Raw genomic sequence first — 23048 nt, 5'->3', positions numbered from 1 at the left:
CAAATGCGTCAACTTTCTTGTGTTGAGCAAAGCTTTTTCCTGTCGTCCTGAGCGCAGCGAAGGACCTCACGCCAGCGACACGGCCCGTGTCTGATCATTCGGTGAGGTCCTTCGCTGCGCTCAGGACGACGAGAATGAGCGAAGAGGGACACGCCATACATCTCGGTCTTCCGAACCGGGGTCTCGCTAGATCAGCTCGCTATAGGGCAGGAAATCGACTGCGGCGCCGGGCTCCAGCCGCGTGATCTCTTCCGGCAGCTCGACCAGCCCATCGGTCTCGGTGAGAGAGGTGAGCATTCCCGCGCCTTCCTTATGATAGCGGCGGGCCTTGTTCCCCTCGAGCGAGGCGCGGACATATTCGCGGCGGCCGGTCTTCTTCTTGTAGGCGAAGTCGCTGACGACCCGGAAACGCTTGGCCACATGAGGGGTGGCAGCTCCCAGCGCCTCGATCATCGGCCGCGCCACCAGAGCGAAGGTGAGCAGCGCGGCCACCGGATTGCCGGGCAGGCCGGCGAGCGGCGTGGCACCGATCTGGCCCATCGCGACCGGCCGGCCGGGCTTGATCGCCAGCCGCCAGAAATAGAGCGAGCCGTGGTTGGCGATGGCGGTGCGGACATGGTCCTCCTCGCCGGTCGAGACGCCGCCCGAGGTTATGATCAGATCGCTCTCGGCGGCTGCCCGCTGCAGGGCGTCGTTCAGCTTCGCCGGATCGTCGCGCACGATGCCGCGATCGGAGACGTCGACCCCGAGCCGCTCGAGCAGCCCGGCCAGGATGTAGCGATTGGCGTCATGGATCTGCCCGCGCCGCAACGGCTCGCCAGGCTCGCGCACCTCGTCGCCGGTCGAGATCAGAGCGACCGTGAGCTTGCGCCGCACCGGGACCTCGACGAACCCGAGCGCCGCCAGCAATCCGAGATCGGCCGGGCCGAGCCGCCGCCCCGCGGTCAGCGCGATCGAGCCGTGCGCAACGTCCTCACCGGCGCGGCGGGTATTGGCGCCGCGCTTGATGCCGGGGCGGATCGTCACGTGCTCGCCGTCGCGCTCGCAATCCTCCTGCATGATCACGACGTCGGCGCCTTCGGGCAGGAGCGCGCCGGTGAAGATGCGCGCGGCGATTCCCGGCGCGAGCGCGCCGGACGGATCGTGTCCGGCGGCGATGCGATCGACGCAGCGCAAGTTCGTCGGCCGCGCCGGATCGAGATCGTCAAAGCGCGCGGCGTAACCGTCGACGGCCGAGTTGTCATAGCCAGGGACGTTGATCGGCGCGGCGATGTCCTCGGCCAACGTACGCCCAAGCGATTGCCGCAGCAGCACTCGCTCGACGCCCGCGACCGGCACCACGCGCTCGAAGATCATGGCGCGGGCAGCATCGATGCCCAGGAGGCTGCCGCCAAAGGCGAAGCAATCGTCGGAAAGCTGGGCCATCTTCTAAGTCCCGAAATCCGTCGTCCTGAGCGGAGCGAAGGGCCTAGCAGAGCGACCAACGAGTCCGTTGCCCGCGTGAGGTCCTTCGCTGCGCTCAGCACGACAGGGTGCGGCAACGAACTCCATCCTACTCCGCCGCCTCGGCCATCGCCTTGAGCGGCGCGACCTGGGCGGCGCAGAACTTGAATTCGGGGATCTTGCCGAACGGGTCGAGCGCCGGATTGGTCAGCAGGTTGGCCGCCGCTTCGGCGTAGCAGAACGGGATGAAGACCATGCCGACCGGAACATCCGAGTCGACGCGCACCTTGATCTCGATCGCGCCGCGCCGGGTCGAGACCCGGACCCTCTCGCCGCGTCCGATCCCCAGCCGCTCGACGTCGCGCGGCGAGAGGAAGGCCATCGCCTCGGGCTCGAGCTCGTCGAGCACCGTCGAGCGGCGCGTCATCGCACCGGTATGCCAGTGCTCGAGCACGCGGCCGGTCGACAGCACGAACGGGAAATCGGCGTCGGGAATCTCGTCCGGCGGCCGTACCGCAGCCGGCACGATCCGTCCGCGCCCGCTCTTCGTCGGATAACCGGCGCTGAACAGGATCTCGTTGCCCGGCACGTTCGGCCCGTCGGCGGGATAGGTCACCGCGCCCTCGTTCACCAGCCGCTCCCAGCTGATGTTCTTGAGCGACGGCATGGTGCCCGCCATCTCGGTATAGACCTCACCGACGTCCTTGTAGGTCCAGCCGCAGCCGAGGCGGTTGGCGAGGTCGATGATGATGTCGAGATCGGGCCGCGCCTGGCCGGGCAGCGGCAGCGCCTTGCGGCCGAGCTGCACGCGGCGATCGGTGTTGGTGAAGGTGCCGTCCTTCTCCGGGAAGACCGACGCCGGCAGCACCACATCGGCGTGCCACGCGGTCTCCGTGAGGAAGATGTCCTGCACGACGAGATGCTTCAGCTTGGCCAGCGCTTGCCGTGCGTGGTGCACGTCGGGATCCGACATCGCGGGGTTCTCGCCCATGATGTACATGCCCTCGATCTGGTCGGCGTGGATCGCGGTCATGATCTCGACCACGGTCAGCCCGCGCTTGGGATCGAGCTCCTTGCCCCAGATCTTCTCGAACTGATCGTGGGCCGGCGATTCGACCGGCCGGTAGTCGGGATAGAACATCGGGATCAGGCCGGCGTCGGATGCGCCCTGCACGTTGTTCTGGCCGCGCAGCGGATGCAGGCCGGTGCCGGGCCGCGCCACCTGTCCTGTGACCAGCGCGAGCGCGATCAGGCAGCGCGCATTGTCGGTGCCATGCACGTGCTGCGAGATGCCCATGCCCCAGAAGATGATCGACGCCTTCGAGCGCGCATACATCCGCGCCACGGTCCGGATCGTTTCCGCCGGCACGCCGCACACCGGCTCCATCGCCTCGGGCGAGAAGCCGCCGATCTTCTCGACCAGATCGGGGAAGCCCTCGGTGAAGCCCGCGATGTACTGCTTGTCGGTCAACCCTTCGGTGACGATCGTGTGCAGCATCGCATTGAGCAGCGCCACGTCGCTGCCCGGCTTGAAGCGCATGTCGATGGTGGCGTGGCGCGACAGGCCCTGGCCGCGCGGATCGGCGACAATCAGCTTGGCGCCGCGCTTGACCGCGTTCTTGATAAAGGTCGCCGCGACCGGGTGATTGCTGGTCGGGTTGGCGCCGATCACGATGATCGTCTCGGCGTCGAGCGCCGCGGAGAACGGCGCCGTCACCGCGCCCGAGCCGATGCCCTCGAACAGCGCCGCCACCGACGAGGCATGGCAGAGCCGCGTGCAGTGATCGACGTTGTTTGTGTCGAAGCCGGTGCGGATCAGCTTCTGGAAGAGGTAGGCCTCCTCGTTCGAGCCCTTGGCCGAGCCGAAGCCGGCCAGGCCCGCACCACCCTTGCGCTCGCGGATCTCGAGCAGGCTGGCGGCGGCGCGCGCCATCGCCTCTTCCCAGGTGGCCTCGCGGAAATGCGTCCAGGGATTGGCGGGGTCGACCTCGTCGTCGGCCGACTTCGGCACGCCGTCCTTGCGGATCAGCGGCACGGTGAGACGGTCGGGATGGTTGGCATAGTCGTAGCCGAAGCGTCCTTTGACGCAGAGGCGCGACTTGTTGGCCGGACCGTCCTTGCCTGTCACATGGAGGATCTTGTCATCCTTGATGTGATAGGTGAGCTGGCAGCCGACGCCGCAGAACGGGCACAGACTGTCGACCGTGCGATCGGCATACTCGGTGCGGGTCTGGGCGGCATTGAGCAGGACCGACGGCATCAGCGCGCCGGTCGGGCAGGCCTGCACGCACTCGCCGCAGGCGACGCAGGAGCTGTCGCCCATCGGGTCATTGAAGTCGAACACGATCTGCTCGTGATGGCCGCGGAAGGCCATGCCGATCACGTCGTTGACCTGCACTTCGCGGCAGGCGCGGACGCAGAGGTTGCAGTTGATGCAGGCGTCGAGATTCACCGCCATCGCCGGATGGCTGACGTCCATCGCCGGCCGCTCGTCCTGGGGGAAGCGGCTGGTGGTGACGCCGACCTTGTCGGCCCAATTCCAGAACTTCGAGTCAGGATCGTGCGAGGTCTCGCGCTCGGGTTGATCGGCGACCAGCAGCTCGAACACCATCCTGCGCGAGGCTTCGGCGCGCGGCGTGGCGACGCCGACCTTCATGCCCGGCGTCGGCTTGCGCAGGCACGACGCGGCCAGCACCCGCTCGCCCTCGATCTCGACCATGCAGGCGCGGCAGTTGCCGTCGGCGCGATAGGTCGGTGCGGTCGAGTAGCAAAGATGCGGGATGTCGACATCGTAGCGCTTGGCGATCTGCCAGATCGTCTCGTCGGCGCGGCCCTCGACCTCCGCGCCATCTATCGTGAACTTGATCGTGCTCATCGAACAATCCCCACGTCGGAGGGAAAGTGTTTCATGACCGACGTCAAGGAATTCGGCGCCGCCTGTCCCAAGCCGCAGATCGACGCATCGCGCATCGCGACGGACAGTTCGTTCAGGAGCTGCTCGTCCCAGCCGCGCGCCGCCATCAACTTGACCGCCTTTTCGGTGCCGACCCGGCAGGGCGTACACTGCCCGCAACTCTCGTCCATGAAGAAGCGCATCAGGTTCAACGCGGCGTCCTTGATGCTGTCCTTGTCGGACAGGATCACGACCGCGGCCGAACCGATGAAGCTTCCGTGCGGCTCGAGCGTGCCGAAATCGAGCGGGATATCGCCCATGGAGGCCGGCAGGATGCCGCTCGACGGCCCGCCCGGCACATAGGCCTTGAAAGCATGGCCGGGCAGCATGCCGCCGCAGAATTCGTCGATCAGCTCGCGCACCGTGACGCCGGCGGGCGCGATCTTCACGCCGGGATTGGCGACGCGCCCCGATACCGAATAAACGTGCTGGCCCTTGCGGCCGTTGCGGCCCTGGCTGCTCCACCACTTTGGCCCACGTTCGATGAGGTCGCGGATCCAGTACAGAGTCTCGACATTGTTGATCAGCGTCGGCCGGCCGAAGATGCCGACCTGGAAGGGCAGCGGCGGCTTGTGGCGCGGCAAGCCGCGCTTGCCCTCGATGCTCTCGATCATCGCGGATTCTTCTCCGCAGATGTAAGCGCCCGCACCGCGCCGCAGATGGACGCGAACGCCCGCCAGCAGCCCGGCCTCGTCCAGCTTGCCGATCTCCGTCAGCAGGATGTGCCGGCACTCGGGATATTCGTCGCGCAGGTAGAAATAGACGTCGGCCGCCTCGACGAGATGCGCGCCCATCAGCATGCCTTCGAGCACGCGATGCGGGTCGGTTTCGAGGAAATACCGGTCCTTGAAGGTGCCCGGCTCACCCTCGTCGGCATTGACGGCCATCAGGCGAGGGCCTGGCTCGCCCAGCACCGAGCGCCACTTGCGCGCGGTCGGAAAGCCCGCGCCGCCGCAGCCGCGCAGGCCGGCCTTGTCGACGATGTCGACCAGCTGCTCGCGGCTCAGCAGGCCGCTGCGCAGGCGCAGCAAGGTCTCGTAGCCGCCATCGGCCTGATAGGCGGCGAGGTCCTTGTATGTGGGGATCTCGGGATGATGGCGGTGCTCGGCGACCGCCTTGGTGACCGTCGCCATATCGGCATGATCGACGAAGTGATGCCCGACCTCGGCGACCGGTGCGGTATGGCAATGGCCGACGCACGGGGCGCGCACGACCCGCACGCCGGGCCCGGTGGTCGCCTGCAAATCGGCGATCAGCCTCTCGGCACCCGCGAGATTGCACGACAGGCTCTCGCAGACCCGGATGGTGAGCGGCGGCGGAGGGGTCTCGCCCTCCTTCACCACGTCGAAATGGGCATAGAACGTCGCGACTTCGTAGACCTCAGCCTGCGCCATGCGCAGCTCGTCGGCCAGCGCCATCAGGTGTGCGGCGGAGAGGTAGCCATAGCGGTCCTGGATCAGGTGCAGGAACTCGATCAGCAGATCGCGCCGGCGCGGGGCGTCGCCGAGCAGGGCGCGAACGTCGGCCTGCGCAGACGGCGTGATTTGCCGGCCCTTCGGGACCGTGCGGCCGCGGCGACGGCTGGAGCCGGGGTGGCGTGGCTGGTGGGCTGGCCGTGATCCTTCGGGCACTCGGCACGTCTCCTCGTTTCAGAACAACGACCCTACGCCCGTCAGGCCCCTTCCTTCAAACGCTGCACCGCCTCGCGGACCGGAGGATCGAGCCCTGCGCCACCGTGATCGAGGTGCGAAATGATGGCCGCGCGCATGCGCGGGTCCCAGAACTTGCGCAGATGGGTGGCGATCGCGCCGACCGGCTCGACCTGCTTCTGCGGCACGTAGAACTTGCCGATCTGGTTGGCCATCATCACCAGCTTGCCGTCGTCCGACACCGGCCTACTCCGCCGCGACCTTGAGGATGCGACGGGAGCGTTCGGCCTGCTCGCCGTACTCGCGCTGCCACTCGCTCGGGCCGTTGGACGGCGAGATCTGCACCGCCGTCACCTTGTACTCCGGGCAGTTGGTCGCCCAGTCCGAATAATCCGTGGTGATCACGTTCGCCTGGGTCTCGGGATGATGGAACGTCGTGTAGACGACGCCCGGCGCGACGCGATCGGTGATCTTCGCCTGGAGCGACGTGCTGCCGGCGCGGCTGTCGAGCTTCACCCAGTCACCGTCGCGCACGCCGCGCAGCTCGGCGTCGTGCGGATGGATCTCCAGCACGTCGGCCTCATGCCACACCACGTTGTCGGTGCGCCGGGTCTGGGCGCCGACGTTGTACTGGCTGAGGATGCGGCCGGTGGTGAGCAGCAGCGGGAAGCGCGGCCCCGTGCGCTCGTCGGTCGGAATATACTCGGTGATCAGGAAGTTGCCCTTACCGCGGGCGAAGCCACCGATATGCATGACCGGCGTGCCGAGCGGCGCCTTCTCGTTGCACGGCCACTGGACCGAGCCGACCCTGTCGAGCAGGTCGTAAGACACGCCGGTGAAGGTCGGCGTCATCTTCGCGATCTCGTCCATGATCTGCGACGGGTGGTCGTAATGCATCGGGAAGCCCATCGCCTTGGCGATGTCGAGCGTGATCTCCCAGTCGGCCTTGCCGTTCTTCGGCGCCATCACCTTGCGCACCCGGTTGATGCGGCGCTCGGCGTTGGTGAAGGTGCCGTCCTTCTCGAGGAAGGTCGAGCCCGGCAGGAAGACGTGCGCGTAGTTCGCCGTCTCGTTGAGGAACAGATCCTGCACCACGACGCATTCCATCGAGGACAGCGCGCGCACGACATGCGCGGTGTTGGGATCGGACTGAAGGATGTCCTCGCCCTGGACGTAGATGCCCTTGAAGGTGCCCTCGATCGCGGCGTCGAACATGTTGGGGATGCGCAGGCCGGGCTCCCCGTCGAGCTTGCGGCCCCATAGCGATTCGAACGTGCTGCGCATGGCGTCGTCGGAGATGTGGCGATAGCCGGTCAGCTCGTGCGGGAAGGAGCCCATGTCGCAGGCGCCCTGGACGTTGTTCTGGCCACGCAACGGATTCACGCCGACGCCCTGGCGACCGAGATTGCCGGTGACCATCGCGAGGTTGGCGATCGCCATCACCGCCGTCGTGCCCTGGCTGTGCTCGGTGACGCCGAGGCCGTAATAGATCGCGCCGTTGCCGCCGGTGGCATAGAGCCGGGCCGCGCCGCGGATCGCACCGGGATCGACACCGGCCATCAGGCCCACCACCTCCGGACTGTTCTCCGGGCGGGAGACGAACTCGGCCCAATACTCGAAGGCGTCACGATCGCAGAACTCGCGTACGAAGGCTTCGTTGGTCAGACCCTCGGTGACGATCGTGTGCGCCAGCGCGTTCATGATCGCGGCATTGGTGCCGGGCCGGAGCGGCAGGTGATAGTCGGCCTCGACATGGGCCGAGCGCACCAGGTCGGTGCGGCGCGGATCGATCACGATCAGCTTAGCGCCCTGGCGCAGGCGCTTCTTCATGCGCGAGGCGAAGACCGGATGGGCATCCGTCGGATTGGCGCCGATCACGACGATCACATCGGTCTGCTCGACCGAGTCGAAATCCTGCGTGCCGGCCGAGGTGCCGAAGGCCTGGCTTAAGCCGAAGCCGGTCGGCGAGTGGCAGACGCGGGCGCAGGTGTCGACGTTGTTGTTGCCGAAGCCGCCGCGGATCAATTTCTGGACGAGATAGGTCTCCTCGTTGGTGCAGCGCGACGAGGTGATGCCGCCGATCGCCAGCCGCCCATGCGTGGCCTGCAGGCGCTTGAACTCGGACGCGACCCGGTCGATCGCGACCTCCCAGCTCACCTCGCGCCACGGCTGGTCGATCGTCTCGCGGATCATCGGCTTCAGGATGCGCTCGCGATGGTTGGCGTAGCCCCAGGCGAAGCGTCCCTTGACGCAGGAGTGGCCGCGATTGGCCTTGCCGTCCTTGTAGGGGACCATGCGCACCAGCTCCTCGCCGCGCATCTCGGCCTTGAAGCTGCAGCCGACGCCGCAATAGGCGCAGGTCGTGACGACGGAATGCTCGGGCTGGCCGATCTCGATCAGGCTCTTCTCCGAGAGGGTCGCGGTCGGGCAGGCCTGCACGCAGGCGCCGCACGACACGCATTCGGAGCTGAGGAAATTGTCGGCCAACGCGCCGGGCGAGACCTTGGAGTCGAAGCCGCGGCCCTGGATGGTCAGCGCAAAGGTGCCCTGCACCTCCTCGCAGGCGCGGACGCAGCGCGAGCAGACGATGCATTTCGACGGATCGAAGGTGAAGTACGGATTGCTCTCGTCCTTCTCCTGCGTCGTGTGGCTCTCGCCGTCGTAGCCGTAGCGCACCTCGCGCAGGCCGACCGCGCCCGCCATGTCCTGCAGCTCGCAGTCGCCGTTGGCCGCGCAGGTCAGGCAGTCGAGCGGATGGTCGGAGATGTAGAGCTCCATCACGCCCTTGCGAATCTGCTTCAGCCGCTCGGTCTGGGTCGACACGACCATGCCCGGCGCGACCGGCGTGGTGCAGGAGGCGGGCGTGCCGGCGCGTCCGGCGATCTCGACCAGGCACAGGCGGCAGGAGCCGAAGGCTTCGACCGAATCGGTGGCGCAGAGCTTGGGCACCTGGATCCCGGTATCCATCGCCGCGCGCATGATCGAGGTGCCGGCCGCGACGGAAACCTGCTGGCCGTCGATCGTAAGGGTGACCCGCTCGGCCGATCTGCTGGCCGGCGTGCCGTAGTCGATTTCGTGAACGAGTGACATGGGAGCGTCCTCTAGTCGGCCGCCGCGTCGAGGCGCGGACGGATGAAGTCCTCGGGAAAATGCTTGATGGCGCTCATCACCGGATAGGGCGTGAAACCACCCAGGGCGCAGAGCGAGCCGAACTTCAGCGTCTGGCAAAGATCCGTGATGAGGGCGAGATTCGCCGCGGGACGGTCGCCGCGCATGATCTTGTCCATGGTTTCGACGCCACGCGTCGAGCCGATGCGGCAGGGCGTGCACTTGCCACAGGATTCGATGGCGCAGAACTCGAGCGCGAAGCGCGCCTGGTGGGCCATGTCGACGGAGTCGTCGAACACCACGACGCCGCCGTGGCCGATCAGCCCGTCCCGGGCGGCAAAGGCTTCGTAGTCGAATGGCGTGTCGAACAGGGCGCGCGGAAAATAGGCGCCGAGCGGTCCCCCGACCTGAACCGCGCGTGCTGGCCGGCCCGACTGCGTGCCGCCGCCGATGTCATCGACGATCTCGCCCAGGGTCAGGCCGAACGCCGCCTCGAACAGGCCGCCGTACCTGACGTTGCCGGCGAGCTGGATCGGCATGGTGCCGCGCGAGCGGCCCATGCCGAGCGCCGCATAGTGCTCGGCACCGTCGGCCAGGATCGACGGTACGGTGGCGAGCGAGATCAGGTTGTTGATGACGGTCGGCTTGCCGAACAGGCCTTTGTGCGCCGGCAACGGCGGCTTGGCGCGCACCTGACCGCGCTTGCCCTCGAGCGATTCAAGCAGCGAGGTCTCCTCGCCGCACACGTAGGCGCCGGCGCCGACCCGCACCTCGATCTCGAAGCCCTCCACCGGCGAGAGCTCGACCGCGCGCCGCATGGTGCGCACCGCGTCGGGATATTCCGAGCGAATATAGATGTAGCCCTTGCCCGCGCCGACGGCGAAGCCCGCGATCGCCATGCCTTCGATCAGCAGAAAGGGATCGCCTTCCAGGAGCATGCGATCGGCGTAGGTTCCCGAGTCGCCCTCGTCGGCGTTGCAGACGATGTATTTCTGGTCGGCCGCCGTGTCGGCGACCGTCTTCCATTTGACGCCGGTCGGGAAGCCCGCGCCGCCGCGGCCGCGCAGGCCTGACCTGGTGACTTCCTCCAGCGTCTTCGCCGCGCCGAGGCTCCTTGCACGCTCGAGCCCCCGCCATCCGCCATATGCGCGATAGTCGTCGAGCGACAGCGGATCGACGATGCCGCAGCGCGCGAAGGTGATGCGCGTTTGACGCTTCAGGAACGGAATCTCCTCCGGCCGGCCGAGGCACAGGGGATGGGTCTTGTCGAAGCGGCCGGTAACCAGGCTCCCGGCGTCGCGCGGTGCAACCGGACCGAATGCGATGCGGCCGTCCGGAGTCGCGACCTCGATCATCGGCTCGAGCCAGAACAGCCCGCGCGAGCCGGTGCGCACGATATCGATCGCGATGCCCTGCTTGCGCGCCTCATCGACGATTGCCGCCGCGACCTTGTCGGCACCGACGGCGCGGGCAGCTGCATCGCGCGGGACGAAGATCTTCATCGCCCGACCTCGCGCGAGATCTCGTCGACGCAGGCCGGCGTCAGCCGACCCATCGGCTCGCCGTCGAGCATCGCCGACGGTGCGCAGGCGCACAGGCCAAGACAGTACGTGGCTTCGACGGTCAGCCGACCGTCCGGCGTGGTGCCGCCCCAGTCGAGATCGAAATGGTCGAGCACACTCTGCGCCACCGCCTCTGCCTGCATCGACTGGCAGGCCTCCGCGCGGCACAGTTTCAGCACGTGGCGGCCGGCCGGCGCGTGGCGAAAGTCGTGATAGAACGAGACGACGCCATGAACCTCGGCTCGGCTGAGATTCAGCGCATGGGCGATGAACGGCACCGCTTCCGCCGGCACATGGCCGAACGTGGCTTGCACATCATGCAGGATTGGCAGCAACGAGCCGTCCCGGCCCTCGTGGCGCCGGAGAATGTCGCTGGCCTGCGTCTCGCTCCAGGCAGTCATCATCCCTCCCGATATTGCGGGAATAATCTGCCTTGGTCAGAGAGCACGCATTAAAGCAGACTCATGCTGCAATAGAACAAACCTATCAAAGTCTGGACTTAACTCCGTATTGCACCTGCAATATGGCCGCTTCCGCAACCAACGCGGCGACAACCTGCACCATGGGTTCGCGTGGCGGAACCACGAGCCCGATCTGGTGGACGACTTCGGGCTCGACGATCGGAATCGAGCGCAGCTTCTCCGTCAGGCCCAAGGTGTCGGCGAGCCGCTCAGGCATGACGCTGGCCCAGCGGCCGGTCCGGACATGGGAGAACAGGACGATCATCGAATTCGATTCGAGGGTCGGCTCGGGCCGGGTGCCGGCCGCAATGAGCAGGCCGTCGATGATGCGCCGGTTCTGCATGTCGGGTGTCAGCAGGCAGAGCGGGATCTTGCCGACCTCCGCCCAGGTCACCTTGTCGTGGTCGCCGAGAGGGCTGTCGGCCGAGGTGAGCAGCCGGTACTGCTCGAGATAGAGCGGCACGGCGCGCAGCCGGCCGAGCGGCTCATTGTCGATGTAGGTCAGGCCGGCATCGACCTCGAGATTCTCGACCATCGACAGGATCTCGATCGAGGTCCGCGACAGGATGGTGAACTTCACGTGGGGATGCTTGGCGCGATAGGGGGTGGTCAGCGCCGAAACCATGGGCAGCGCGGTCGGGATGGCAGCAATCTTGAGATGACCGCTCAGCCCCTTCTTCAGGGTCTGCAGTTCGGCCTTCATGGCGCGCGTATCGGCGACGATGGTACGCGCCCAGTCGAGCACCCGCTCGCCCTCGGCGGTGAAGCCCAGGAACCGCGAGGTGCGCTGCACCAGCATGACGCCCAGCGTATCCTCGAGCTGCTTGATGCCGGCCGAGAAGGTCGGCTGGGTCACGCCGCAGGTCTCGGCGGCGCGGCCGAAGTTGCGCTCGCGGGCGAGCGCCAGGAGATATTCGAGCTTGTCGATCATTGGTGCGCCATAGCATGGCGCAGGCGGTCCCGTGGGGCCAGGCGCCCTGCGTGGCGCCGGTCGCCGCGACGCGGCGAAGCCCAGGGTCCGCACCGCGCCGCTTGCGCACGTTCTTGAGAGCTCAAGTTCGTGCGCAAGACTCCACACAGCGGTGGCTGGCGTTCGGTGATTCGCACCGCCCGGCGCGACGGAGCGCGCCGACGCCCACGGCACCGCCACTACGCGGCGACGCGCTCATAGAGCGAGCGTCAATTGAGGCGCCGGTGCCGACGCGTCGCCGCGCAGTCCCATGTTCGACAGCGACACACCGAGTAACCGCACCCGCTTCTCCAGCGGGAAGATCTGCCGCACCAGCTCGACGCTGGTCTGTTCCAGCTCGGCGCGGCTGTTGACCGGATGATCGAGCGTGCGGCTGCGGGTGATGATCTGGAAGTCGGCGTATTTCACTTTCACCGTCACGGTGCGGCCGGCCATGCCGGTGCGCTCGCAATAGCTCCAGACGTCGTCGAGAACCGACAGCACGCCATCGACGATCTCCTGCGGCCGGCCGAGATCCTCCATGAAGGTCGTCTCCGAGCCGATCGACTTGCGCGGCCGGTCGGGTACCACCCGGCGCTCGTCATGGCCGCGCGCGATGGCATGATAGTAAGTGCCGGAGCGGCCGAAATACTGCTCGAGGAACTCGAGGCTCTGCGCCTTGAGGTCGGCGCCGGTATGGATGCCGAGCCGGTTCATCTTCTCGGCCGTCTTCGGCCCGACGCCATGGAATTTCGCCACCGCCAGGCTCTCGACGAAGGCCGGGCCCTTTTCCGGCGGGATCACTGTCTGACCGTTGGGCTTGCGATAGTCGGACGCGAGCTTGGCCAGGAACTTGTTGTAGGACACGCCCGCCGACGCCGTCAGGCCAGTGACCTCGAAGATGCGGGCGCGGATCTCGCGCGCGATGTCCGAAGCAAGCGGGATGTTCTTGAGGTTGGTCGTGACGTCGAGATAAGCCTCGTCAAGCGACAGCGGCTCCACGAGCGGCGTGTACTCCAGGAAGATCTCGCGAATCTGACGCGACGCTTCCTTGTAGGCGTCGAAGCGTGGCTTCACGAACACCAGCTCGGCGCACAGCCGCTTGGCCGTGGCCGAGGGCATGGCCGAGCGCACGCCGAACTTGCGTGCCTCGTAGCTCGCCGTCAGCACCACGCCGCGCTGGCGGCCGCCCACCGCCACGGGCTGGCCGCGCAACGAGGGATCGTCGCGCTGCTCGACCGACGCGTAGAAGGCGTCCATGTCGACATGGATGATCTTGCGGATCTCGGTCTCCGCCATGGCCACACCATAGCGCGATGCCAAAGAGCCGTCAGGCGCGGCGGCACAAGGCTCGGCCAGAGCCTTTTGTTCGCTCATGATCTTCCGGACCGCGAGCTTCCAGTTCGCTCATAGGTGCATATCGGTGCCCTGAAGCATGAACGAGCTGGAAGCTCGCGGTCCGGAAGATCATGGCGCGCCGAGTTCGCGATTGACGATCGCGGCACCGGCGGCCAGCGCCCGCATCTTGGCCGCAGCCGCTTCGCGGCTGCGCAGGACGAGCCCGCAATCGGTGCAGGCGAACAGCCGCTCCGGCGCGACATAGGCGAGCGCCCGGCGCAGCCCGTCGGCGATCTGGTCTGGCGTCTCGGCCGCCTCTTTGCCGACATCGACGAGGCCCAGCAGCACGTCCTTGCCGCGCAACAGCTCGATTACGCCGATGTCCACGCCGACGGCCGCCGTCTCGATCGAGACCTGGTCGATGTCGGTGCGGGCGACCATCGCCAGACTTTGCTCGTAATGGCTCCAGTCGCGGTTGGCCGCCTTCCAGTCGGCGACCTCGGAGCCGCCGTAACCGTAGCAGATATGAACGCCCGTCTTCGTGCCGACGCCGGCGCTCGCGCGCTCCAGGGCGGCAATGCCCCAATCGCGGGCGTCGTCGAGATAGATGTTGAAGCACGGTTCGTCGAACTGCACGACGGCAGCGCCGGCTGCGGCCAGCGCCTTTGCCTCTCTGTTCAGCATCGCGGCGAAGATCATCGCCAGATCGGCGGTCGAGTGGCGTCCGACCTCGTCGAGCAGGCTGTCGACGATGGTCATCGGCCCCGGCAGCGTCACCTTCACCGGACGGTCGGTCAGCGCGCGGAGCGCCAGCAGAGGCTCGACCAGGCGCGGCTCGGGACAGTCCGGCTCGCCGGTCAGGCGAGCGACCGGCGCCTCCTTGCGGAAGCGCTGACCGCGCGTGGGCTTGAGGGCCAGGTTCTCGGCGTCGATGGCCGCGATGCCGTCGAGAAAGCCCCAGACATAATGGCGCCGCCGCTGCTCGCCGTCGGTCACTACGTCGAGACCGGCCGCGACCTGGCTGTCGACGCAAAGCCGTGTCGCATCGGCCAGCGCCTCGGGAAGGTCGGTCGCCGGCACCTTCCACGGGGCCTGAAGGATGCCCGGCACCGCGAGCCAGCCGGGCTTGGGCAGGCTGCCGACGATCGTCGCCCGAATCGGTCCGGTCATTGGTTGGCCTGCTGCTGGGCGAAGGCGCAGCCGCCGTCACGGATCGGCCGGAATGCCTCGGCGCCCGGCACGCTGGCGAGCTGACGGTAATAGTCCCACGGCGCCTGGCTCTCGGCCGGCGTCTTCACCTGATAGACGCCGATGTCGTAGATCACGCGGCCATCGGCGCGCACCGAGGCGGCGGCGCCGAAGCGATCGACCGGCAGCTTGCGCATCGCCGTATTGATTGCGGCGGCGTCGATGCGGCCGGCAGCCTGCACGGCCTTGAGGTAGTGCAGCACCGAGACATAGACGCCGGCCTGCTCGCGGGTGGGCATGCGGCCGTGCTCGGCCATGAAGCGGCGCGACCAGGCGCGCGTGCCGTCGGTCGCGTCCCAATAGAACCCGCTGGTGATGATCAGGCCTTGCGCCGTCGGCAGCCCGAGGCTGTTGACGTCGGTGATGAAGGCGTGGAGCGCCGCCAACCGTTGGCCGCCGGCGTCGATCCTGTACTCCTTGGCCTGCTTGATGGCGTTCACCGTGTCCGCACCGGCGCTGGCCAGGCCGATGATCCGGGCCTTGGTCGCCTGGGCCTGCAGCAGGAAGGAGGAGAAGTCCTGCGTCGACAGCGGATGGCGGGCACTGCCCAGCACGCTGCCGCCCAGCGTCTTGATCGTGGCGGTGGCGTCGCGCTCCAGATCGTGGCCGAAGCTGTAATCGGCGGTCAGGAAGTACCAGCTTTCGCTTGGCCCCTTGGTCACGGCGCGCGCCGTGGCGTTGGCCAGCGCGTAGGTGTCGTCGGTCCAGTGGGTGGTGTAAGGAGAGCAGGACCGGCCCGTGATCTCGACGCTCGCCGCGCCCGACACCATCAACGTCTTCTGCTTCTGGCGCGCGATCTCCTGCAGGCCGAGCACGACACCGGTATGCGGCAGGTCGGCGATCGCCTCGACGCCCTCGGAGTCGAACCAGCGGCGCGCGATCGAGGCTGCGACGTCGGGCTTGTTCTGGTGGTCGGCGGTCACCAGCTCGACCTTGCGTCCCAGCACCTGCCCGCCGAAGTCGGCCACCGCCATGCGCGCCGCGAGGACCGACCCCTTGCCGCCGACATCAGAGACGACCCCGCTCTGGTCGCCCATTACTCCGATAATGAGCTTTTCGGTCTGTGCCTGTGCCTTTCCTTGGGCCTCGCCCAGCAGGCCGGCCAAGACGATGCAGCAGGTCAGGATCAGTCGCATGATGTCCTCCGTCAGAGCAGCGACCTGCCGTCCATGTCGTGGGCCGGCAGGCCCAGGAAATCGAGAAGCGTGGGAGCGATGTCGACCAGCGAGGTTGGCCGCTGGATCTCGCCGGGTGCGAGGCCCGGTGCATTGAGCAGCAGGAACGGGCGCGTCTCGTCGGGACCCCAGCCGCCATGCTGGCCCCAGCCGGCCGGCGCTGGCTTGCCGTCTTCCGTGACCACCCAACGGCGGCCGGCGACGCCGTATTCGTTCGCATCGGGTCGACGCGCCATGTTGACCGCGGCCACGACGCCACCGGTCGGCGCATAACCCAGGCGGCCGAGGCCTTCTTCACCGATCACCTCGTCGACCCAGGGTTCGGCCCGCAGCCGGTCGAGCACGCCGAGGAGGCCGGCGCGCGCAGCCGGCGTCGCGTAGAGCACCGCCGCTGTCCCCTGTCCTGCCACTGCAATGCTGCCGGCCGCGACCTCGGCGGCGAGACCCTGCCGCGCGAGCCAGGTATCGACGTCGATGCCGTCGCCGATCGTCTCCTGGCCATGGTCGGAGCCGACGGCGAGCAGCACTTCGGCGCCATCGCGTCTTAACCCCGCCACGGTGTCGACCACCGCCGCCACGCAGGCTTCAGCGCCGCGCAGCGCCGCGAGATGCTGCGGCGAGCCGAGCGGCGAGCCGTGCAGCGTATGGTCGGGATCGGTCAGCCACAGCACGGCGACCGCCGGCCGGTCCCGGCGCAGCACCTCGTCACAGAAGCGCGCCGTCATCGCCCGGTCACCCGCCGTATCATGCGTGACCGCAAGCGCGTCGATGCTCCTGCCGCCCGGCGCGAACGAGCCGGCGCGGTGATGGATGAAGCCGAAATGCTCCGGGTCGAGGAAATAGGCGGCTCCGGGCGAAACGTTCGAGAAGCCGATGAAGCCGCCCGCGCCAGCCGTCCGCTCGGCGAGAGTCGGCGCCTTGAGAGTGGCGCCGGTGGCCCGCCGCATGTGCTCCCGGAAGTCGGGCTTGCCGACGTCACGCACGACGAACCCGGCGGTCTCGGGAAGGGCCATGCGGTTGCCATGCAGGCCGTGCCGCGCCGGATGGCAGCCGGTCGCGATCGACGCCGCCGAGACCCGCGTCACCGAGGGGAAGACCGCGCGATGATCGGCGGAACGCAGGCTTTGCTGGCCCAGGGCATGCAGGACGGGCGTCCGCTCGGGCGTCACCCAGTTGGCGCCGAGACCATCGCAACAGACGAAGACCGCATGTTTACTCATTTGTTCCTCCAAAGGTACATATGTTCCATTGCGCAATTGTGACCAGACTTTCCTCCTTGTGCTACGGTCGAACGGTGAAGAAGCTCGACAGCGGCGGCGAAGAGGGGTCACGCGAGGATATCGCCGTCATGGCGCGGATCTGCTGGGCCTATTTCAAGGAAGGCCAGACCCAGGAGGCGATCGCCCAGCGGCTGGGATTGACTCGCAAGCGGGTCAACCGCGTCCTGACCGAGGCGCGCGCCAGCGGTTTCGTGAAGATCACGATCGATGCACCAATCGGCGCCTGCGCGGAACTCGAGGAGCGGCTGGCCGATAGCTTCGGGCTGCAAAGAGCAATCGTGGTGCCCGCACCGCCGCCCGAGGTCGACGTCCGCACCGTCGTGGGCGCGGCAGCAGGGCAGTATATCTCCACCCATCTGATACCCGGCGGCAGTCTCGGCATCACCTGGGGCGGCACGATCAACGCGGCGGCGCAGAACGTGATCGGCCGGCGAAATCAGGGCAACACCGTCGTGCTGCTGTGCGGCGGGCTGGCGCGCAGCACCGCGATCAATCCCTACGACAATGCCGCGATGTTCGCGCGTGCGCTCGACGCCACCTGCTACTACGTGACCGCACCGATGTTCGCCGAGACGGCGGACCTGCGGAAGCTGCTCGTTGCCAGCGATCCTGTGCGCGAGGTGCTGCAGATGACGCGCAAGCTCGACATGGCGCTGCTGAGCGCCATCGACCTGTCACGTGATTCCAGGGCGCTCGAATATGGCGTGATCTCGCGCGACACCTGGCGCTCTCTGCGGACGGCGGGTGCGGTGGGTGACATTTGCGGCCATTACCTCGATGCCAATGGCACAATCGTCGATCATCCGATCGCACGGCGCACGATCAACCCGTCGCTCGCCGACCTTCGCGCCGTCGGACAGAAGGTGCTGGCGGCGGGCGGCGCCCACAAGGCTCCGATCATCCTGGCTGCGATCCGCGCCGACCTCTGCCATGTCCTGATCACCGACGAAGCGGCCGCGATGGAGCTGCTCGCCTGAGCATCAGAACGGCCACCAAGCCTTCTTCTTGAGCTCCTTGCCGGTCTCGACGCCCACGATCGGTACCGGCGGCGGCAGCTCGACATCGCGCCAGCCGCCGCCCAGCGCCGTCACCAGGGTCGCGCTGGCGATCAGTCGGTTGAGGCGCACGTTGAGCAGCGTCTGCTCGGCGGAGAGCGCGGTGGTCTGCGTCTGGATCACCGTCGTGTAAGGCACGGTGCCGGCGCGGTACTGGTTCAGCGAAAGCTGCTCGGCCTGGCGCGCGACGGCAACGGCGGCGCGCTGCGCCTCTTCCTGCTGTTGCAGGATGCGCTGCTGGACGAGCGCGTCCTCGACCTGCTGGAAGGCGGTGATCACGGTCTGGCGATAGGTCGCCACCAGGCGATCGTAGTTGGCGCGCGCGCCCTCGATCTGTGCGGCGCGCGAGCCCCCGTCGATTGCCGTGCCGGCGAGCTGCGGCCCGAGCGACCAGACCGAGTTGGCGATCGACAGCAGGTTCTGCAGCATCGTGCTCACGAAGTTGATGCTCGCGTTCAGCGTGATGTCCGGATAGTAGGCCGCCACCGCGATGCCGATCTGCGCGTTGGCCGACGCCATCTGACGCTCGGCCGAGGCGATGTCGGGGCGGCGCTCCAGCAGCGCAGAGGGGATGCCGGCATCCACGGTCGGGACCGTCCGGGGCGCCGGTGCGGGCGCCAGGCTGAATTCAGCCGGCGTCTTGCCGATCAGGGCTGCGACGGCATGCTCGAACTGGGCGCGATTGATACCCTCGGCGATGAGTTGCGCGCGGGTCTGGTCGTAGAGCGTTTGCGCCTGGGTGAGATCGACCTTGGAGGCAATGCCGGCATCGACCTGGTTCTGCACGATCTGCAGGGAGCGGCCGTAGGCTGCCAGCGATTGCTCGAAGAGCTGCCGGCGTGCATCGGAGATGCGCAGCGAGTAGTAATTGGTGACGAGGCTGGATTGCGCCGACAGCCGCGCCGACATGAGATCGGCGGCACTGGCTTGCGCCGCGGCCGAATCGCTTTCGATGGTGCGGCGAATGCGACCCCAGACATCGATCTCCCAGGTCAGCGTGCCACCGACTCCGAACTGGCCGACCGAATTGCCGACGGTCGAGGTCGAGATGGTGCCGCCACTGCGGCTGCCGCCCGAGCTGCTCTGCGTCGCCGACCCTGTATAGCCGAACGTGGGATAGAGCCCCGACTGACTCTGGCGGATCAAGGCGATGGCCTGGCGGTAGGCAGCTTCCGAGATCCTGAGGTTCTGGTTGGAGACGTCGACCTGCGCGGCGAGCTGGTCGAGCGCCGGATCCCCGTACATGCTCCACCACTTGCCGCGATCGATCGCGTCGCGCGGGATGGCCGGGCGGAAGTAACTGTCGCTGGTTTCCTTGAACTCGGGCGTCGGCGCCGTCGCAGGCTGCGGCCGCTCGTAGTCGGGTCCGACGAGGCAACCCGACAACACTAACGGCAGGGTGACACACAGAGCCCGTCGAAGGACCATCATGCCGCCGCCTTCAGCCCGCCCATCGCCCGTGCCAGCCGGCTGTGGCTGTCGCGGTCGCGGCGGCGGAAGCGATCGAGATAGATGTAGACCACCGGCGTTGTATAGAGGGTAAGGACCTGGCTCACGAGGAGGCCGCCGATGATCGATATGCCGAGCGGCTGGCGCAGTTCCGCGCCGTCGCCGAAGCCCAGCGCCAGCGGCAGGGCGCCCAGCATCGCCGCCATGGTCGTCATCAGGATCGGCCGGAAACGCAGCAGGCAGGCCTCGTAGATCGCCTCACGCGGCCCGAGCCCCTCGTGCCGTTCGCGCTCGAGCGCCACGTCGATCATCATGATGGCGTTCTTCTTCACGATGCCGACCAGCAGCAGCACGCCGATCATGGCGATGATGCTGAACTCGATTCCCGAGAGCTGCAGCGCGAGCAAGGCGCCGATGCCTGCCGAGGGCAGGGTCGAGAGGATCGTGATCGGATGGATGTAGCTCTCGTACAGCATGCCGAGCACGATATAAATCGCCGCCAGCGCGGCCAGAACGACCAGGATCTGGCTGTTGAGCGACTGCTGGAAGGCGCGCGCCGTGCCCTGGAACGAGCCATGGATGGTGGCCGGCACGCCGATCTCGCGCATCGTGCTGTTCACGTAGGCCACGGCGTCGCTCAGTGTCTTGCCCACCGTCAGGTTGAAGGAGACGGTGCTGGCGACGAACAGGCCCTGGTGGTTGATGCCGAGCGGGGTGGTGCCGAATTCGTAGTTGGTGACGGCCGACAGCGGAATCATCGTCTCCGGCGAGGTGCTGACCGCGGCGCCCGTCGAGGCGGTGCCGCGGCCGCTGACGGCGATCGCGTTGGTGCGCTGGTTGCGCACGGCAGCGCTCGGATCCAGCTGCGTCGCGCCGGCCCCGGTCAATGAGGCAATCGTCGGGGTGGACGTGATGGTATTGGACACGGCGGCGGTGGCCTGCGCGCCGCTCACCGCACCGCCCGAGGTGCTGACGTAGATATCCTTCAGCGACTCCGGATTCTCCCAGTATTCCGGCGCGACTTCCATGACCACGTGGTACTGGTTCAGCGGGTTGTAGATGGTCGAGACTTGGCGCTGGCCGAACGCGTCGTAGAGCGTGGCCGAGATGGAGCGCGACGACACGCCGAGCCGCGCCGCAGCGTCGCGGTCGATCGTCAGGTTGACCTGCAGGCCGCGCTGCTGCTGGTCGGAGTCGACATCGGTGATCACCGACGTATCGCGCCGCAGCGCTTCGACCAGCTTCGGCCCCCAGACATAGAGATCAGGCAGAGAATCGGCCTGCAAGGTGAACTGGTACTGCGAATTGCCCTGCCGGCCGCCGACCCGGATGTCCTGCGTCGCCTGCAGGAAGACGTTGGCGCCCGGCACCTGGGCGAGCTTGGGACGCAGGCGTGCGATCACCTGGTCGGCTGTCTCCTTCCGCTCGCTCAGGGGTTTCAGCGTCGCGAACAGGAAGCCGGAATTGACCTGGAACCCGCCGGTGAAGCCGACCACGTTCTGGACAGCCGGATCCTCGCGGATGATGCCGACGAACTGGCGGAACTTCCGGCGCATCGACTGGAAGGAGATGCTCTGGTCGGCGCGGATGCCGCCGACGATGCGGCCGGTGTCCTGCTGCGGGAAGAAGCCTTTCGGGATCTGCACATACAGGAAGATGTTGAGAATGATGGTGCCGAGGAACACGACCATGGTGAGCCGCGGATGGCGCAGCACGACCCGCAGGGTGCGGCCGTAGCCGTTCTGCAGCGCCGCGAAGGCGCGCTCGCTGGTCCGCGCCAGCCAGCCGGGCGGCTTTTCCGTCTCCCGGCCCTCCCCGTCCTTCCGGCGCGGCGGCTTGAGCACGAAAGCACACATCATCGGCGTCGTCGTCAGCGAGATCACCATCGAGATCAGGATGGCGATCGACAGGGTCACGGCGAACTCGCGGAACAGGCGGCCGACGATGCCGCCCATCAGCAGGATCGGGATGAAGACCGCGATCAGCGACAGGCTCATCGAGATCACGGTGAAGCCGACCTCGCGCGAGCCGAGCAGCGCCGCCTGCACGCGCGGCATGCCCTCCTCGATGTGACGCTGGATGTTCTCCAGCACGATGATGGCGTCGTCGACCACGAAGCCCGCCGCGATGGTCATGGCCATCAGCGAGAGATTGTTCAGGCTGTAGCCCAGCAGGTACATGACGCCGAAAGTGCCGACGAGGGATACCGGCACGGCGACCGACGGCACAAGCCCGGCGCGGAACGACCGCAGGAAGGCGAAGGTCACCAGCACGACCAGGATCACGCTGATGGTGAGCGCGCTCTCCACTTCCTTGAGCGAGGCGCGGATGGTGGTCGTGCGGTCCGACGCGACCATCAGGTCGACATCGTTGGGCAGCGCGGCCTGCAGGTCGGGCAGCAGCGCCTTCACCTCGTCGACCGTCTCGATGATGTTGGCGTTGGGCTGCAGATAGAGGATCACCAGCACGGACCGCTTGCCGTTGGCCTGCCCCTCGTTGCGGATGTCCTCGGTGGCGTCGATCACCTCGGCGACGTCGCTCAGCCGCACCGGCGCGCCGTTGCGCCAGGCGATGATCAAGGGCCGGTATTCCGCGGCCGTGCGCGACTGGTCGTTGGTGTAGATCTGCCAGCGCCGGTCGCTGACCTCGATCGCACCCTTGGGCGTGTTGGCGTTGGCTGCCGCCAAGGCGGCGCGCACGCTCTCGAGGCCGATCTGGTACTTGGACAGCGCCGTCGGGTTGATCTCGACCCGCACCGCCGGCAGCGACGAGCCGCCCAGCGTCACCTGGCCAACGCCGGTGACCTGGCTCAGCTTCTGCTGCAGCACGTTCGAGGCCGCGTCATAGAGACGGCCCTGGCCCAATGTGTCCGAGGTGAGCGCCAGGATCAGCACCGGCGCGTCGGCAGGATTGATCTTGCGGTACTGAGGGTTGCTGCGCAGGTCGGTCGGCAGGTCGGCACGCGCAGCATTGATCGCGGCCTGCACGTCGCGCGCTGCTCCGTCGATCGAGCGCGACAGGTCGAACTGCAAGACGATGCGCGAATTGCCGACCGTGCTGGTCGAGGTGATCTCGGTGACGCCCGCGATCGCGCCCAGCCGGCGCTCGAGCGGCGTCGTCACGCTGGTCGCCACCGTGTCGGGCGAGGCCCCGGGCAGCGAGGCCGTCACCAGGATCGTCGGGAAGTCGATCTTGGGCAGCGGCGACACCGCGAGGTTCATGAAGCCCATGATGCCGGCCAGCAGCACGCCAAGGGTCAGCAAGGTCGTCGCCACCGGCCTGGCGATGAACGGGGCCGAGAGGCTCATCATGGCGCGAACCGCGCCTTTCCGCGGCGCCCCAAGTCATGCCTGCTGGGAGCGCGGCTCTCCAGAGCCG

At 67.4% G+C, this 23048-nt stretch carries 15 protein-coding genes; 1 reads left to right on the top strand and 14 read right to left on the bottom strand.

Annotated elements, in window-relative coordinates:
* Positions 1-186: 186 nt before the first annotated feature.
* From ACQY8M_RS04365 to ACQY8M_RS04310, 12 genes are all read right to left on the bottom strand, one after another.
* The gene (locus ACQY8M_RS04365; protein ID WP_428669264.1) at positions 187-1425 is read right to left on the bottom strand and encodes a molybdopterin molybdotransferase MoeA; all 1239 of its coding nucleotides are present in this window, start codon (positions 1423-1425) and stop codon (positions 187-189) included.
* Positions 1426-1552: 127 nt separating this feature from the next.
* Positions 1553-4318, bottom strand: coding sequence for a formate dehydrogenase subunit alpha (gene fdhF / locus ACQY8M_RS04360; protein ID WP_428669263.1), 2766 nt, complete (start codon positions 4316-4318; stop codon positions 1553-1555).
* The gene (locus ACQY8M_RS04355) at positions 4315-6027 is read right to left on the bottom strand and encodes an NAD(P)H-dependent oxidoreductase subunit E (RefSeq protein ID WP_428669262.1); all 1713 of its coding nucleotides are present in this window, start codon (positions 6025-6027) and stop codon (positions 4315-4317) included. The genes fdhF (ACQY8M_RS04360) and ACQY8M_RS04355 overlap by 4 nt, the downstream gene beginning before the upstream one ends.
* Positions 6028-6068: 41 nt before the next feature.
* A complete protein-coding gene (locus ACQY8M_RS04350; RefSeq protein WP_428669261.1) occupies positions 6069-6287 on the bottom strand; it encodes a formate dehydrogenase subunit delta in 219 nt (72 codons plus the stop codon).
* Between the two features lie 4 nt (positions 6288-6291).
* Positions 6292-9135 (bottom strand): formate dehydrogenase subunit alpha, encoded by a 2844-nt coding sequence (gene fdhF, locus ACQY8M_RS04345; protein WP_428669260.1) that lies wholly within the window; start codon positions 9133-9135, stop codon positions 6292-6294.
* Positions 9136-9146: 11 nt separating this feature from the next.
* Complete coding sequence (locus ACQY8M_RS04340) at positions 9147-10655, bottom strand: formate dehydrogenase beta subunit (protein ID WP_428669259.1); 1509 nt, start codon at positions 10653-10655, stop codon at positions 9147-9149.
* Positions 10652-11116 (bottom strand): formate dehydrogenase subunit gamma, encoded by a 465-nt coding sequence (locus ACQY8M_RS04335; protein ID WP_428669258.1) that lies wholly within the window; start codon positions 11114-11116, stop codon positions 10652-10654. The genes ACQY8M_RS04340 and ACQY8M_RS04335 overlap by 4 nt, the downstream gene beginning before the upstream one ends.
* Before the next feature lie 85 nt (positions 11117-11201).
* Positions 11202-12107, bottom strand: coding sequence for a LysR family transcriptional regulator (locus ACQY8M_RS04330; protein WP_428669257.1), 906 nt, complete (start codon positions 12105-12107; stop codon positions 11202-11204).
* A 234-nt stretch (positions 12108-12341) separates the two neighbouring features.
* A complete protein-coding gene (gene dinB, locus ACQY8M_RS04325) occupies positions 12342-13424 on the bottom strand; it encodes a DNA polymerase IV (protein WP_428675309.1) in 1083 nt (360 codons plus the stop codon).
* Between the two features lie 168 nt (positions 13425-13592).
* Entirely contained in the window at positions 13593-14633 is a 1041-nt protein-coding gene (locus ACQY8M_RS04320; protein ID WP_428669256.1) for a methionine synthase, read from the bottom strand.
* Positions 14630-15847 carry an ABC transporter substrate-binding protein gene (locus ACQY8M_RS04315; RefSeq protein ID WP_428669255.1) on the bottom strand — a complete coding sequence of 406 codons (1218 nt, stop codon included), beginning with the start codon at positions 15845-15847 and terminating at the stop codon, positions 14630-14632. The genes ACQY8M_RS04320 and ACQY8M_RS04315 overlap by 4 nt, the downstream gene beginning before the upstream one ends.
* Before the next feature lie 11 nt (positions 15848-15858).
* Entirely contained in the window at positions 15859-17106 is a 1248-nt protein-coding gene (locus tag ACQY8M_RS04310; RefSeq protein ID WP_428669254.1) for an alkaline phosphatase family protein, read from the bottom strand.
* Between the two features lie 56 nt (positions 17107-17162).
* Between ACQY8M_RS04310 and ACQY8M_RS04305 the strand changes: the two genes are divergently transcribed.
* Positions 17163-18143: a sugar-binding transcriptional regulator gene (locus tag ACQY8M_RS04305; RefSeq protein ID WP_428669253.1), complete on the top strand. Its 981-nt coding sequence runs from the start codon at positions 17163-17165 to the stop codon at positions 18141-18143.
* A 3-nt stretch (positions 18144-18146) separates the two neighbouring features.
* Here ACQY8M_RS04305 and ACQY8M_RS04300 read toward each other — a convergent pair whose 3' ends face one another.
* Together ACQY8M_RS04300 and ACQY8M_RS04295 are read right to left on the bottom strand one after the other, a co-directional pair.
* Positions 18147-19652, bottom strand: a complete 1506-nt coding sequence (locus ACQY8M_RS04300) for an efflux transporter outer membrane subunit (RefSeq protein WP_428669252.1) — start codon at positions 19650-19652, stop codon at positions 18147-18149.
* On the bottom strand, positions 19649-22978 hold the full coding sequence (locus ACQY8M_RS04295) for an efflux RND transporter permease subunit (protein WP_428675308.1): 3330 nt from the start codon (positions 22976-22978) through the stop codon (positions 19649-19651). The genes ACQY8M_RS04300 and ACQY8M_RS04295 overlap by 4 nt, the downstream gene beginning before the upstream one ends.
* Positions 22979-23048: the final 70 nt, after the last annotated feature.

This window comes from Reyranella sp., from assembly GCF_965279465.1.
In the GTDB taxonomy this organism is placed as follows: Bacteria; Pseudomonadota; Alphaproteobacteria; order Reyranellales; family Reyranellaceae; genus Reyranella.
The sequence above is the reverse complement of the archived record's forward strand: the minus strand, read 5'-3'. Positions and strand labels throughout refer to the sequence as shown.